Source organism: Baekduia soli, assembly GCF_007970665.1.
In the GTDB taxonomy this organism is placed as follows: Bacteria; Actinomycetota; Thermoleophilia; order Solirubrobacterales; family Solirubrobacteraceae; genus Baekduia; species Baekduia soli.
The window spans coordinates 1,521,412-1,534,488 of the sequence record NZ_CP042430.1 but is presented as its reverse complement, the minus strand read 5'-3'; the positions used below and the strand labels follow the sequence as shown (position 1 = coordinate 1,534,488).

The 13,077-nt window shown below is 74.1% G+C and carries 10 protein-coding genes; 1 reads left to right on the top strand and 9 read right to left on the bottom strand.

Going from position 1 to position 13,077, the window contains the following annotated elements; genetic code table 11:
• Positions 1-25: 25 nt before the first annotated feature.
• The 4 genes from lpdA to FSW04_RS07075 form a co-directional block, all read right to left on the bottom strand.
• Positions 26-1,822, bottom strand: a complete 1,797-nt coding sequence (gene lpdA / locus FSW04_RS07090; protein ID WP_146917753.1) for a dihydrolipoyl dehydrogenase — start codon at positions 1,820-1,822, stop codon at positions 26-28.
• 86 nt (positions 1,823-1,908) lie between these two features.
• Positions 1,909-3,210 carry a dihydrolipoyllysine-residue acetyltransferase gene (aceF, locus tag FSW04_RS07085; protein WP_146917750.1) on the bottom strand — a complete coding sequence of 434 codons (1,302 nt, stop codon included), beginning with the start codon at positions 3,208-3,210 and terminating at the stop codon, positions 1,909-1,911.
• Entirely contained in the window at positions 3,207-5,864 is a 2,658-nt protein-coding gene (gene aceE / locus FSW04_RS07080; protein ID WP_146917747.1) for a pyruvate dehydrogenase (acetyl-transferring), homodimeric type, read from the bottom strand. The genes aceF and aceE overlap by 4 nt, the downstream gene beginning before the upstream one ends.
• A 3-nt stretch (positions 5,865-5,867) precedes the next feature.
• A complete protein-coding gene (locus FSW04_RS07075) occupies positions 5,868-6,560 on the bottom strand; it encodes a GntR family transcriptional regulator (protein WP_187369316.1) in 693 nt (230 codons plus the stop codon).
• Between the two features lie 208 nt (positions 6,561-6,768).
• Between FSW04_RS07075 and FSW04_RS07070 the strand changes: the two genes are divergently transcribed.
• Entirely contained in the window at positions 6,769-8,979 is a 2,211-nt protein-coding gene (locus FSW04_RS07070) for an MMPL family transporter (RefSeq protein ID WP_146917743.1), read from the top strand.
• Positions 8,980-8,995: 16 nt separating this feature from the next.
• On the opposite strand, the gene FSW04_RS07065 is transcribed toward FSW04_RS07070, so the two are convergent.
• From FSW04_RS07065 to FSW04_RS07045, 5 genes are all read right to left on the bottom strand, one after another.
• Positions 8,996-9,481 (bottom strand): hypothetical protein, encoded by a 486-nt coding sequence (locus tag FSW04_RS07065; protein ID WP_146917740.1) that lies wholly within the window; start codon positions 9,479-9,481, stop codon positions 8,996-8,998.
• 75 nt (positions 9,482-9,556) lie between these two features.
• Positions 9,557-10,213 carry a response regulator transcription factor gene (locus FSW04_RS07060; protein ID WP_146917738.1) on the bottom strand — a complete coding sequence of 219 codons (657 nt, stop codon included), beginning with the start codon at positions 10,211-10,213 and terminating at the stop codon, positions 9,557-9,559.
• Entirely contained in the window at positions 10,201-11,295 is a 1,095-nt protein-coding gene (locus FSW04_RS07055) for a sensor histidine kinase (RefSeq protein ID WP_228430971.1), read from the bottom strand. The genes FSW04_RS07060 and FSW04_RS07055 overlap by 13 nt, the downstream gene beginning before the upstream one ends.
• A gap of 2 nt (positions 11,296-11,297) precedes the next feature.
• Positions 11,298-12,206 carry a LysR family transcriptional regulator gene (locus tag FSW04_RS07050; RefSeq protein ID WP_146917735.1) on the bottom strand — a complete coding sequence of 303 codons (909 nt, stop codon included), beginning with the start codon at positions 12,204-12,206 and terminating at the stop codon, positions 11,298-11,300.
• 124 nt (positions 12,207-12,330) lie between these two features.
• Positions 12,331-13,077, bottom strand: coding sequence for a lipoate--protein ligase family protein (locus tag FSW04_RS07045; RefSeq protein WP_146917733.1), 747 nt, complete (start codon positions 13,075-13,077; stop codon positions 12,331-12,333).

The following is a 13,077-nucleotide window of genomic DNA, read 5'->3' as shown; positions in this document are numbered from 1 at the left end:
GGGCGGGGCCCGGCGGCCCGCCGGGTCAGCCCGTCGCCGGGCGGGCGACCGCCGGGTTCGGCAGGTCGGTGATCGTGCCGTCGGCCAGCTCGGCGGAGAGCATGAGCGTCTCGCTCAGCGTCGGATGGGCGTGGATCGTCAGGGCGAGGTCGGCGACGTCGGCGCCCATCTCCAGGGCGAAGCCGGGCTCGGCGATGAGCTCGCCGGCGTTGGGGCCCACGATGCCCGCGCCGAGCACGCGCCCGGTCTCCGGGTCGCGCAGGAGCTTGGTCAGGCCCGTGGAGCCGTCGACCGCCAGAGCGCGGCCCGAGGCCGACCACGGGAACACCGACGTCTCGTAGGCGACGTCGCGCTCGGCCGCCTCGGTCTCCGTGAGGCCGACCCAGGCGACCTCGGGATCCGTGTAGGCCACCGACGGGACGCCGCGCGGGTCGAAGGCCGATGCGTGGCCTGCGATGACCTCGGCCGCGACGTGGCCCTCGGCGGTCGCCTTGTGGGCGAGCATCGGGCCCTCGGCGACGTCGCCGATGGCGAGGATGTGGGCGACGTTCGTGCGGCGCTGGGCGTCGACGGGCACGAAGCCGCGTTCGTCCACCGTCACGCCCGCGGCGTCCAGGCCCAGGCCCGCGCCGTTGGGGATGCGGCCCACGGCGACGAGCACGCGGTCGAACACCGCGTCGGGCACGTCGCCCGAGAACGTCGCGTGCAGGCCGTCGTCGCGCGCCTCCACGCTCTCGACGCTCGTGCCCAGGTGGATCGCGGCGTAGCGCTTGCCGATGCGCCGCGCCAGCGGCTTGACGAGGTCGCGGTCGGCGCCCGGGATGAGGCCGTCGGCCAGCTCGACGACCGTGACCTCCGAGCCCAGGGCGTCGTAGACCGTCGCCATCTCCAGGCCGATGATGCCGCCGCCGACGACCAGCAGCCGCCCCGGGATCTCGGCGAGCTCCAGCGCGCCGGTGGAGTCCATGACGCGCGGGTCCTCGTGCGGGATGCCCGGCAGCTGGACCGAGCGCGAGCCCGCGGCCACGATGGCGTGGTCGAAGGAGATCGTCGTCGTCGTCCCGTCGGGCCCGGCGACCTCCAGCGTGTGCGGGCCGGTGAACCGGGCCTCGCCCTGGACGACCTGGACCTCGCGACCCTTGGCCATGCCGGCCACGCCACGCGTCAGGCGGGCCACGACGCCCTCCTTCCACGCGCGCAGGGCGTCGAGGTCGACCTGCGGCGCGCCGAACGTCACGCCGTGGGACGCCGCGCTCTGCGCCTCGGCGATGACCTTGGCGATGTGCAGCAGGGCCTTGGACGGGATGCAGCCCACGTTGAGGCAGACCCCGCCGAGCGTCGCGTGGCGCTCGACCATCACGACGTCGAGGCCGAGGTCGGCGGCGCGGAACGCGGCGGCGTAGCCCCCCGGGCCCGAGCCGAGCACGAGGACGCCGGCGTGGACGTCGCCGCGCTCGAAGCCCTCCTCGCCGGCGGCGGGCGCGTGGTGGTCCTCGGCGTCGTCGGCGGGCGCGGGCCGCGGCGCGGACTCGGTCGCCGCCGGCGCCCGCGACGCGTCGGCCGGCTCCGATGAGGCGGCCGCGGCGGCGACCTCGAGCACGACGAGCGCGGTGCCCTGGGCGACCTTGTCGCCGACGGCGACGCGCAGCTCCCTGACGGTGCCGGCCTCGGGGGCCGGGATCTCCATGGAGGACTTGTCGGACTCCAGGACGACGAGCGGGTCGTCGGCGGCGACCTCGTCGCCCACGGCGACGAGGATCTCGGCGACGGGCACGTCGGTGAAGTCCCCGATGTCGGGGACGAGGACGTCCAGGGTGGTCATCTGGTCTCCTCGGGCCGCGCGAGCGAGCCCCCCTGGGCGAGTTCGCGCTCGGAAGCCGGTCCCCCCGGGCGAGGTCTTCCGCGTGGTCAAAGCAGGATCCTCCGCAGGTCGCTCAGGACGCCGCTCAGGTGGGCCGTGAAGCGGGCGGCCGCGGCGCCGTCGATCACCCGGTGGTCGTAGGACAGCGACAACGGCAGCATGAGGCGCGGCACGAACTGCGTGCCGTCCCACACGGGCTTGGTCGCCGTGCGCACGGCGCCGAGGATGCCGACCTGCGGCGCGTTGACGATCGGCGTGAACGAGGTCCCGCCGATGCCGCCCAGGCTCGAGATCGTGAACGTGCCGCCCGCCATCTCGGCCGGGCCGAGCTTGCCGGCGCGGGCCTTGCCCGACAGCTCGGTGAGCTCGGCGGCCACCTCGAGGATCCCCTTGCGGTCCACGTCGCGCACGACGGGCACGACGAGGCCGTTGGGCGTGTCGGCGGCGAAGCCCAGGTGGTAGTAGTGCTTGCGGACGAGGTCGTCGCCGTCCAGCGACGAGTTCATGTCCGGGAACGCCTTGAGCGTCGCCGCCGAGGCCTTGAGCAGCAGCGCGACCATCGTCACCTTGACGTCGGACTGCTCGGCGTTGAGCTGCTTGCGGAAGGCCTCGAGCTCGGTGACGTCGGCCTCGTCGTTGTGGGTGACGTGCGGGATGTACACCCAGTTGCGCGCGAGGTTGGCCGCCGAGATCTTCCGGATCCGGCTCAGCGGGACGCGCTCGACCTCGCCGAACTTCTCGAAGTCGACGGTCGGCCAGGGCAGCAGGTCGAGGCCCATGTCGGACGCGCCCTGCGCCGCGGCGGCGGGCGCGCCGCCGTCGGCGAACGCGCGGACGTCCTCGGGCACGATGCGGCCCTTGCGCCCCGAGCCGCTGACGGCGTGCAGGTCGACGCCGAGCTCACGGGCCAGCCGGCGCACGGAGGGGCTGGCGTAGACCTCGTCGGCCGTGCCGGAGGGCGTGGGGGCCGCGGGCGCGGGCGGCTCGGGCGCCGGCTGCGCCGAGGCCTCCGCGGAGACCGCCGAGCGCACGGTGTCGGCCTGGGCCGCCTCGGCCGGGGCGCCCGCCGCGGTCGGCGGTGAGGCCTGGACGGCGTCCTGCTCGGGCGCGTCACCCCCGGCCGCCGCCAGGGCGACGACCGGCGTGCCCTGCGAGGCGCGGTCGCCGACCTTGAGCAGCACGGCCTCGACAACGCCGCCGAACGGCGCTGGGACGTCCATCGTCGCCTTGTCGGTCTCCAGCGTCACGAGCGGGTCGTTCTCGGCGACCTCGTCGCCGGCGGCGACGTGCACCTCGACGACCTCGACGTCGCTGAACTCACCGATGTCCGGGACGGTGACCTGCTTCATGTCAGCCACGGGGCCTCCACATCGGGATCGATCTCGTACCGCTCGATGGCCGCCACGGCGTCGTCGTCGCGGCCCAGCGCGCGCAGCGCGGCCACGACGACGTGGTGTCGGTCGACCTCGAAGAACCGGCGCAGCGCCGTGCGGTAGTCGCTGCGGCCGTAGCCGTCGGTGCCCAGCACGGTGTAGGGCGCGTCCACCCACGGGCGGATGCCGTCGGGCAGCGCGCGGATGTAGTCCGTGGCGGCGACGACCGGGCCCGTCCGCCCCTCCAGCGAGGACCGCACGAACGCGTCTCGGGGCTCGAAGCCCTTGCGGCCGGCGCGCAGGCGGTGGTGGCGGTCGGCCCCCATGCCGTCGCGGCGCAGCTCGGTGAACGAGGTCACGCTCCACACGTCGGCCCCGATCCCGAACTCCTCGCGCAGGAGGTCGGCGCCGGCGAGCACCTCGCGCAGGATCGTGCCCGACCCCAGGAGCTGCAGCTGCGCGTCGTCGGCCTCGGCCACGACGTGCATGCCGCGCAGGATCCCCTCCTGCGCGCCCTCGGGCATCGCCGGCTGGGCGTAGTTCTCGTTCATGACCGTCAGGTAGTAGAAGACGTCCTCGTGCTCGCCGACCATCCGGCGCAGGCCGTCCTGGATGATCACGGCCAGCTCGTAGGCGTAGGCCGGGTCGTAGGCGATGCAGTTGGGGATGAGCGAGGCCTGGATGTGGCTGTGGCCGTCTTGATGTTGCAGGCCCTCGCCGTTGAGCGTGGTGCGCCCGGCGGTGCCGCCCAGCAGGAAGCCGCGAGCGTGGCTGTCGCCGGCGGCCCAGGCCAGGTCGCCGACCCGCTGGAACCCGAACATCGAGTAATAGATGTAGAACGGGACCATCGACACGCCGTGGTTGGCGTAGGACGTGGCGGCCGCGATCCAGGACGAGAACGCGCCGGGCTCGTTGATGCCCTCCTGCAGGATCTGGCCCCTCTTGTCCTCGCGGTAGGACATGAGCTGCTCGGCGTCCTGCGGGACGTAGAGCTGGCCGACCTGGCTGAAGATGCCCAGCTGGCGGAACATCCCCTCCATCCCGAAGGTGCGCGACTCGTCGGGCACGATCGGGACGATGTGCGGGCCGAGCTCCTTGTCGCGCACGAGCGTCGAGAGGATCCGCACGAAGGCCATCGTCGTGGAGATCTCGCGGTCGGCGGTCCCGTCGAGCTGGGCCTTGAAGGCCGACAGCTCGGGCACCGGCAGCGGCGGCGCCTCCGTACGGCGCTGGGGCAGGCTGCCGCCGAGCTCGGTCCGCCGCTCGCGCAGGTAGACCATCTCGGGCGCGTCGTCGGGCGGCCGGTGGAAGGAGACGTTGCGGACCTCGTCGTCGGTGAGGTCCAGGCCGAAGCGGTCGCGGAAGGCGAAGAGCGCCTTCTCGTTCATCTTCTTGGCCTGGTGGGTGATGTTCTGGCCCTCGCCCGACTCCCCCATCCCGTAGCCCTTGATCGTCTTGGCCAGGATGACCGTCGGCTGGCCGGTGTGCGCGACGGCCTGCGCGTAGGCGGCGTAGACCTTCTGCGGGTCGTGGCCACCGCGGTTCAGCGACCAGATCTCGGCATCGGACCAGTCCTCCACCATCTTGGCCAGCTCGGGGTCGGCGCCGAAGAAGTGCTCGCGCACGTAGGCGCCGTCGCGCGACTTGAACACCTGGTACTCGCCATCGACGGCCTCCTCCATGCGCCGGACGAGCCGGCCCTCGGTGTCGGCGGCCAGCAGCGGGTCCCAGCGGCGGCCCCAGACGACCTTGATGACGTTCCAGCCCGCGCCGCGGAAGTTCGTCTCGAGCTCCTGGATGATCTTGCCGTTGCCGCGCACCGGGCCGTCGAGGCGCTGCAGGTTGCAGTTGACGACGAAGATTAGGTTGTCCAGGTGCTCGCGGCCGGCCATCGAGATCGACCCCATCGACTCGGGCTCGTCCATCTCGCCGTCGCCCATGAACGCCCACACCTTGCGACCCGAGGTGTCAGCGATCCCGCGGCCGGTCAGGTACTTCATGAACCGCGCCTGGTAGATCGCCATCATCGGGCCCAGGCCCATCGACACGGTCGGGAACTGCCAGAAGTCCGGCATCAACCACGGATGCGGGTAGGACGACAGCCCGGGCTCTCCGCCGGTCCCGACGCCGGTCTCGGTGCGGAAGCGGCGCATCTGCTCCTCGGGGATGCGGCCCTCGAGGTAGGCGCGCGCGTAGATGCCCGGCGAGGAGTGACCCTGGATGAACACCAGGTCGCCGCCGTGCTCGTGGGAGGGCGCGTGCCAGAAGTGGTTGAAGCCCGTCTCGTACAGCGTGGCCGCCGACTGGAAGCTGGCGATGTGGCCGCCGAGCTCGGAGGACTCCCTGTTGGCCTGCAGCACCGTGGCGATCGCGTTCCAGCGCACGAGCGAGCGGATGCGGTGCTCGAGCTCGGCGTCGCCGGGGATCTGCGCCTCGGCCTCGACCGGGATCGTGTTGACGTAGGGGGTGCTCAGGTCCTCGGAGATGTGCAGCCCGCGCAGGCGGGCGTCGGCGAACACCGCCTCCAGCAGCTCGCGGGCGCGCTCCGGGCCGTCATGGCGGACGACGGCCTCCAGGGCCTGCACCCACTCGGCGGTCTCGGACGGGTCGACGTCGTGGTGCAGGGCCATGATCTAGGCCTCCTCCTCGAAGTACTCGGGATGGGACTTCTGGATGTCGGGCAGGCTCGACAGCGCCATGCGCAGGTGACGGCGCAGGCGCTGCTCGGCGGCATCGGGGTCGTGGGCGGCGACGGCGTCGACCACCTCGCGGTGCTCGGAGATCATCTGCGCGCGGAAGCCCGCCTCGGGCAGGCTGAGGCGGCGCACGCGGTCCAGCTGCCCGCGGGCGCGCTGGCTGAGGCGCCAGGCGACCTCGCGCCCCGACAGCGCGCAGAGGTCGCGGTGCAGCGCCTCGTCGAGGCGGTCGAAGGCGTCGGCGTCGCCGGCGGCGTCGGCGCGCTGCTGCTCGGCGATGGTCCGCCGCAGGCCCGCGACGTCGGCAGGTGCCGCGCGTCGCGCGGCCAGCCGGACGGCGGCGCCCTCCAGCGCCTCGCGGACGAAGTGCGCATCGGCCACCGCCGCGGGGTCCATGAGCGTCACGAAGGTGCCCAGCTGGGGCACGATGGCCACCAGGCGGTCCTCGCGAAGACGCACGAGCGCCTCGCGCACGGGCGTGCGGCTCACGCCGAGGCGCTCGGCGAGCTCGTTCTCCGAGAGCCGCCGACCGGGCGCCAGCTCGGCGCTGACGATCGCCTCACGCAGCGCGGTGTAGACGCGCTCGCGTGCGGTGGTCCCCAGCGCCCGCTCTGCGAGGGAGATCCGCATGTGTCGGCTAGTATACAAGTACGGTAGTCTCGCGGACCGATGTCGCATTCGTGTGGTCACGCACCACCTTCGCGCCATCCGCGCCCGCGACGGCGGCCAACCGCCCGCGCTGGGAGCCCGCGCGAAGCATCCGTTAAGTGGAGACGGAATCTCCAGTTCCGCTGGTACGCTGCCGGACAACTCCCGTCTCCTCCCTCCCCGGTCCTGCATGCGCTCTCTCGCCCGCTGGTGCTACACCCACCGCCGCATCGTCCTGCTCGGCTGGATCGGCGCGGTCGTCGCGCTCTCCGCCGTCCACGGGGCGGCCGGCAGCGACTACCGCGACACCTTCAAGCTGCCCGGCACCGACAGCGCCGACGCGCTGAACCTGCTCAAGAGCAGCGCGCCCAAGGCCTCCGGCGACACGGAGCGCATCGTCGTCGCCGTACGCAGCGGGTCGGTGACCGACGCCGCCGTACGCGCGAAGGTCGAGGCGATGCTCGCCCGCGTCGCGAAGCTCCCGCACGTCGCGACCGTCACGTCGCCGTACGGCGCCGGCGCCGGCGCGCAGATCTCCCGCAGCGGCCGCATCGCCTACGCAACCGTCACCATGGACGGCGACCCGGTCTCCGTCCCCGTCAGCGCCGGCAAGAGGCTCATCACGACGGCCCAGGACGCTGCGGGCGGCGGGCTGCAGGTCGAGCTCGGCGGCCAGGTCATCCAGCAGGCCCGACAGCAGGGCGTCGGCGGCACCTTCATCGGGTTCGTGGCCGCGCTGGTCGTCCTGCTCCTCGTGTTCGGGTCGCTGCTGGCCGCGATCCTCCCGCTGCTGGCCACCGGCCTCTCGCTGGCCGCCGGCATCGCCGTCATCGGGCTGCTGTCGCACATCCTGCAGATGGCGTCGTTCAGCTCGGAGCTGTCGCTGCTCATCGGCCTCGGCGTCGGCGTCGACTACGCGCTGTTCATCGTGACCCGGTTCCGCCAGGCCCTCATGCGCGGCAAGACGCCCGAGGAGGCCGTGGTCCAGGCCATCGACACGTCGGGGCGCGCGGTCCTCTTCGCGGGGATCACCGTCTGCATCGCGCTGCTGGGCATGTTCGCGCTGGGCGTCAGCTTCCTCTACGGGGTCGCGGTCGCCGCGAGCATCGTCGTGGCCTGCACGGTGATCGCCGCGCTCACCCTGCTGCCGGCCCTGCTGGGCTTCTTCGGCCCCAAGGTCCTCACCCGGCGCCAGCGCCGGTCGCTGGCCGCCGGGTCCTACACGACGACCGACGAGTCGCCGGCCTGGGCGCGGTGGGCGGGCCGCCTGCAGCGGCGCCCGCTGCCGGCCGCGATCGTCGCCGCGGTGGCCATGCTCGTCCTCGCCGCACCGTTCCTGTCGCTGCGCACGGGCTCCTCCGACCAGGGCTCGGACCCGGCCGGCTCGACGACGCGCAAGGCCTACGACCTGCTGGCCGAGGGCTTCGGCCCCGGCTTCAACGGCCCCCTCCAGCTCGTTGCCCGCGTGAACACGGCCGCCGACAAGGCGCGGTTCGACAAGGTCCTGGCCGCCGTGGGCCGCACCGACGGCGTGGTGGCCACCGGCCGCTCGGCGGTCGTCGGCGGCACGGGCGACCGTGGCGTCGCGCTGGCCCAGGTGTTCCCCAAGGGCTCGCCTCAGGACAAGTCGACGAGCGACCTGGTGCGCAGGCTGCGGCGCGACGTGGTGCCCGCCGCGGCGGGGACCGGCGGCGTGCACGTGCTCGTCGGCGGCCAGACGGCGATCTTCATCGACTTCTCGAAGGTCCTGACCGGCAAGCTGCCGTTGTTCATCGGGATCGTCGTGCTGCTGTCGTTCCTGTTGTTGATGGTGGTGTTCCGCAGCCTCGTGATCCCCGCGATGGCCGCCGTGATGAACCTGCTGTCGATCGGCGCCTCATTCGGGATCGTCGTCGCGATCTTCCAGTGGGGCTGGGGCGCCGAGCTCATCGGCATCAGCCGCGAGGGCCCGATCGAGGCGTTCCTGCCCGTGATGGTCTTCGCCATCCTCTTCGGGTTGTCCATGGACTACGAGGTGTTCCTCGTCTCGCGCATCTACGAGGAGTGGCACCGGCGCGGGGACAACCGCGAGGCGGTCAAGCACGGCCTCGCGGCCACGGGGCGCACGATCACCGCAGCGGCCGCCATCATGGTGCTGGTCTTCGCCGCGTTCGTGCTGGGCGGCGAGCGCGTCATCAAGCTGTTCGGCATCGGGCTGGCCAGCGCGGTGCTGTTCGACGCCCTGGTCGTGCGCAGCGTGCTCGTGCCGGGGATGATGCTGGCCATCGGCGAGGCCAACTGGTGGCTGCCGTCGTGGCTGGAGCGGATCCTGCCGCGCCTGAACGTGGAGGGCGCCGTCGACGACGACGCCCCGCCGCCCCCGGTCCCGGCCCCCCTCAGGCCGGAGGCGCCGGTGCCGTAGACGACGGGGCAACGGCTCAGCAGCCCAGCGGCCGGCCGGAGGCGTCGCCCGCGCGCTGGGCGCGGATGTGCACCTGGGTCTTGGCGACGAGGTCGCCGTCGGTCCCGCGCGCGGCGACCTCCAGCGTGTGCCTGGTCCCGAGGCGGGCCGACGAGCCGCCGCCCGGCAGGTGGCCGTCGACCACGTTGGTGTAGATGACGTAGCAGTGCCGGGACGTGCCGTGGCGGCCCTTGACCGAGCCGACCGAGTGGCCGACGCCGTCGAGGAACCCGCTCGCGCGGATCATGCCGTCGTAGCGGCGCGGCAGCTCGGACGCCGTGCGGAACACGGTGGCGATCGTCGTGCGGCCCGGGTTGATCCTGGTGTCCTTGACGGCGTAGGCGCCGACGAGCTTCAGGCTGGGGACGGTGGTCGGCGCGGTCTGCGCCAGGCCGGCGCTCGCGGGGACGAGCCCGGCCGCGGCGCCCAGCGCGCCGATGCAGGAGAGGAGCTTGGCGTTCATGCCCACCCAACGGGGCCGCCCGGCGCCGGGTCACCCCACCTTGGTGCACAGGTCCCACACCTCCGGCGGCCCGGGTCAGCCGGCGCGCAGGTAGGTCAGCACCGCGAGCACCCGGCGGTGGTCGTCGTCGGTGGCGGGGAGGTCCAGCTTGCCGAAGATGCTCGAGATGTGCTTCTCCACCGCGCCGGGCGTGACGACCATCGCCCGGGCGATGGCGGCGTTCGTGCGGCCCTCGGCCATGAGCTCGAGCACCTCGTGCTCGCGCGGGGTCAGGCCGTCGAGCGCCTCGGAGCCCTCGCCGCCCGGGCCGCCGCGGACGAGCTCGGCGACGACCTCGCGGTCCAGCGCCGTGCCCCCGGCGGCCACGCGCCGCACGGCGTCGATGAAGGCCGGCACGTCGCCCACGCGCTCCTTGAGCAGGTAGCCGATCCCGCCGCCCGCGGAGTCCAGCAGCTCGGCGGTGTACACCGGCTCGACGTACTGGGAGAGGATGAGGATGCCGAGCTCGGGGTGGCGGCTGCGGGCCTCGAGCGCCGCGCGGATCCCCTCGTCGGTGAACGTCGGCGGCAGCCGGACGTCGACGATCGCCAGCTCGGGCCTGTGGCCCGAGAGGATCCGCAGCAGGCCGGGGCCGTCCTCAGCCTGGGCGACGACGTCGATGCCCTGCTCGCGCAGGAGCGCGACGATGCCCTCGCGCAGGAGGGCCTGGTCCTCGGCGATCACGACTCGCACGGCAGCTCCGCCCTGATGGTGGTGCCCTCGCCGGACGGGCTGGAGACCTCCAGCGCGCCGTCCAGCGCCTCGACGCGGTGGCGCAGCCCCGTGAGCCCGCCGCCGTCGGTGTCCGCGCCGCCCGGCCCGTCGTCGGAGATCACGATGACCAGGCGCCCGGATTCCTCGGCGACCCGGACGCGGGCCGACGCCCCGCCGGCGTGCTTGGCCACGTTGGTCAGCGCCTCGGCGACGACGAAGTACGCGGCGGTCTCCACCACCGGCAGCGGGCGGCGGGACAGCTGCACGTCGACCTCGACCGGGATCGCCGCGCGGCGGCCGAGGGCCTCGATCGCCGCGGCCAGGCCGCGGTCGGCGAGCACGGGCGGCGCGATGCCCCGGGCGAGGTCGCGCAGCTCGGCGATCGCGGCGCTGGCCTCGCTGCGCGCGGCGCGCAGCAGCGCGGCGACCTCGGGCCGGTCCTCCAGCCGCGCCTCCGCGCGGCCGAGCTGCATGCTCAGCGCGACGAGGCGGGCCTGCGCGCCGTCGTGCAGGTCGCGCTCGATGCGCCGCAGCTCGGCGGCCTGGACGTCCAGGGCGCCACGGCGCGTGCGGGTCAGCACGTCGACGCGGTCGGCCAGCTCCTGCTCGCGCGCGCCCGGCAGCTCGTCCCACTGGCGGAAGATCACCACGTGCACCGAGAGCACGGTGCCGAGCGCCAGCAGCGGCCAGACCGGCCAGAACGCGCCGCGCCCCGTCATGCCCCACAGGACGATGAGCACGCCGCAGACCACGCCGGTCGTCGCCGCGTGGACGGCCAGGCCGCGCGGCTGGCCGGGCTCGACCTCCAGCGCCTGGCGCAGCGCGAGGTGCATCGCCAACGGCGCGCCGACGGCCAGCCAGACCCACATGGGCCAGAAGTAGCCGGCGCCCGTGACCGCCCAGGCCAGCAGCGCGACCACCGAGAAGACGCCCGACAGCGCGACCTGGAGCGCGAGCACCGCGCTCTGGTCGCCGTTGTCGCTGAAGTGGTCGGCGGACTGCATGCCCGTGGCGGGCGCCTGGCGGCGCCCGAGCCGGCCCAGTATCCCAGCGGCGCGCACCGTCAGCCCCCCGAGGCGGGAGCGCCCGTCCGGTCGGCGCCGCGGGCCAGCTGCAGGAACGCGCGGGCCGCCGGGGTGTGCCGGCGCGCCTCGCGCCAGACGAGCGTCACGTCGCGCGTGATCGCCGGGCGGTGCAGCGCGACCGCCACGACCGGCGGTCCCTGGCGGTCTCCGTCGGACTCGGGGACGATCGTGACGCCCAGGCCGCGCGAGGCCAGCGCCTGGGCGCGCTGCACCTCGTTGGTCTCGAACGCGATCTGGGGCTCGAAGCCCGCCTCGAGGGCGGCCGCGTCGAGGATGCGCCGCAGCCCGGCGCCCTCGCGGAAGGAGATGAAGCGCTCGTCGCGCAGCTCGGCGATCCGCAGGCGGCCCCGGCCAGCGAGCCGGTGGTCGGGCGCCAGGAGCACCACGAGCGGCTCGGTGACCAGGCGCTGGGTCGCCATGCCCTCCTGCCCGCCGCCCTCGGTCAGCGAGGCGAACGCGAGGTCGACCTGGTCGCTGCGCACCATCGCCAGCAGCGCGTCGCTGACCTCCTCGAGCACCGTGAGCTCGACCGCCGGGTGGCGGCCGTGGAACTCGGCGAGCAGGCGGGACAGGTCGAACGGCCCCAGCGACTGCATGGCGCCGATGACCAGGTGCCCGGCCCGCACCCCGGCGAGGTCGGCCAGCTCGGCGCGGGCGGCGTCGATCTCGCCCAGCGCGCGGCGCGCCCGCGCGACGAGCAGGATCCCCGCGTCGGTCAGCGCAACCCGGCGGGTGGTCCGGTCCACGAGCGCGAGGCCGAGCTCGTCCTCCAGGCGCCGGATCTGCTGGGAGAGCGCGGGCTGCGCTATGTGCATGCGGGCCGCCGCACGAGTGAAGTGGCCCTCCTCGGCCAGGGCGACGAGCGAGCGCAGCTGGCGCAGGTCCATGGTCTCAGCTTATGACTGCCGGTCCGAGCGCGCCTTGGACGCATGAATGCCCGGGCGCCCATGATCCCCGGGGCCTTCTCTCGCCCTGGTCGCACGGGCCGCCCTCGGCGCCCCGTTCGCCGACTCAGGGGACGTCGACGGCGTGTGCGGCGCGCAGCCCGCGGGCCAGCTCCAGCGTCGCGTCGTCCAGGGCCGCCGGCTCCAGCGGCCCGCGCCGGCGCAGCGCGTCCAGCACCGCCTCCTGCACGTCGCCGGCCCCGACGCCGGCGGCGACGTCCTCCACCGCCCCCGCGGTCGCAGGGTCCCACGACAGCCCGAGCGCGGCGTAGACGTCGACCAGCGCGGCCCGGAGGCGGTCGCCCCCCTCCACGACGATCGCCGCGGCCACCAGCGACGCCCCCCGGATCGACCGCTGCGCGGTCCCCGCGACCTTGATCCGCCCGCCGGCGTGGATCGAGAACCGCCCGGGACAGTACTCGCCGGGCAGCTCGCCGACGGCGGGGTCGGCGCCGACGGCCTCCAGGGTCGCCACCAGCAGCGCGGTGGCGTCCTCGAAGCGCTCCTCGATGCCCGAGGCGATCCGCTCGGTGGGCGTCGTGATCTCCACGAGGACCGACCCGTGGTCGTAGCCGGCGGCCCGTCCGCCGCCGAGGCGCAGCACCGGCGTGAAGCCGTGCGCCGCGGCGGCCGCGGCGGCCTGCCCATAACCCGGCCGCAGCGCGTCCAGGCGCCCGAAGGCCATCGTCGGGCCGGGGCGGCAGACGCGGACGACGGGTCCCAGGGCGCCCGCGCCGACCCGGCGCAGCAGCGCGTGCGAGACGGCGAGGTCCAGCGCCGGGTCCTCCGGGTGCGCCACATCGAGGAGGAGCAC

Coding starts and splice junctions, on each gene's coding strand:
- lpdA (WP_146917753.1), bottom strand. CDS start 1,822: ATGACCACCCTGGACGTCCTCGTCCCCGACATCGGGGACTTCACCGAC.
- aceF (WP_146917750.1), bottom strand. CDS start 3,210: ATGAAGCAGGTCACCGTCCCGGACATCGGTGAGTTCAGCGACGTCGAG.
- aceE (WP_146917747.1), bottom strand. CDS start 5,864: ATGGCCCTGCACCACGACGTCGACCCGTCCGAGACCGCCGAGTGGGTG.
- FSW04_RS07075 (WP_187369316.1), bottom strand. CDS start 6,560: ATGCGGATCTCCCTCGCAGAGCGGGCGCTGGGGACCACCGCACGCGAG.
- FSW04_RS07070 (WP_146917743.1), top strand. CDS start 6,769: ATGCGCTCTCTCGCCCGCTGGTGCTACACCCACCGCCGCATCGTCCTG.
- FSW04_RS07065 (WP_146917740.1), bottom strand. CDS start 9,481: ATGAACGCCAAGCTCCTCTCCTGCATCGGCGCGCTGGGCGCCGCGGCC.
- FSW04_RS07050 (WP_146917735.1), bottom strand. CDS start 12,206: ATGGACCTGCGCCAGCTGCGCTCGCTCGTCGCCCTGGCCGAGGAGGGC.